Consider the following 399-nt stretch of genomic DNA (forward strand, 5'->3'; position numbering starts at 1 on the left):
AATGTTTAGCTCTTCTAATACTTCAGCGGTTTCACGCAGTTGTCCTTGATAGTACACTTTACGCTTACCACCAAGTGCGGCACCGACATAAGAAAGTGGTGTTAAGTCGCCACTCGCACCCACAGAACCCATAGAAGGGATAGCTGGGATGATGCGGATGTTTAGGAAGGTTTCCATCTGCGCCAGCAATTCCCAACTAACGCCTGAAAAGCCTTTGGCATTGCAGTTCATGCGGATCAATAAAGTCGCGGCACAATCAGACTCTGAAAGGTAATCACCAACGCCACAGCCATGATAAGCAATGAGGTTTTGTTGTAATTCTTCAGAGAGAGAAGTCGAAATACGGTTACTTGCTGAGTTACCAAAACCAGTCGTCACGCCGTATATATCTTCTTGATT

Annotated in this window: 1 protein-coding gene; it reads right to left on the reverse strand. The window is 45.6% G+C overall.

The window, feature by feature from the left end; all coding sequences use genetic code 11:
• A partial coding sequence (locus tag CWC11_RS20675) for an aromatic amino acid lyase (protein ID WP_138684169.1) occupies positions 1 to 399 on the reverse strand: 399 nt, incomplete at both ends.

Origin of the sequence: Pseudoalteromonas sp. S3178 (genome assembly GCF_005886985.1) — a bacterium.
In the GTDB taxonomy this organism is placed as follows: domain Bacteria; phylum Pseudomonadota; class Gammaproteobacteria; order Enterobacterales; family Alteromonadaceae; genus Pseudoalteromonas; species Pseudoalteromonas carrageenovora.